Source organism: Mesorhizobium sp. M8A.F.Ca.ET.207.01.1.1 (assembly GCF_004794715.1).
Lineage (GTDB): Bacteria > Pseudomonadota > Alphaproteobacteria > Rhizobiales > Rhizobiaceae > Mesorhizobium.
In genome coordinates this window covers 1-310 of record NZ_SRUS01000440.1, presented here as the reverse complement: position 1 = coordinate 310, position 310 = coordinate 1, and the positions used below count along the sequence as shown (strand labels likewise).

The 310-nt window shown below is 68.1% G+C and carries 1 protein-coding gene; it reads left to right on the top strand.

Features of this window, described 5'->3' with window-relative positions; all coding sequences use genetic code 11:
• A partial coding sequence (locus EN850_RS35270) for a chorismate-binding protein (protein ID WP_189591344.1) occupies positions 1–310 on the top strand: 310 nt, incomplete at both ends.

The following is a 310-nucleotide window of genomic DNA, read 5'->3' as shown; positions in this document are numbered from 1 at the left end:
ATGCCCGGCACCGTGGTGGTCGACGAGCTGATGACCGTGGAGAGCTACGCCCATGTGCACCACATCGTCAGCAACGTCAGCGGCCACCTGCGCCCGGAGGTCACCCCCGGCGAGGTGATCGCCGCCACGTTCCCCGGTGGCACCATCACCGGCTGCCCCAAGGTGCGCTGCATGCAGATCATCAGCGAGCTGGAGCAGGTGCCGCGCGGTGCCTACACCGGCGCGTTCGGCTGGCTGAACCGCGACGGCGACCTGGACCTGAACATCCTGATCCGCACCGCCGAAGTGGATGGCCACCAGGTCAGCTTCC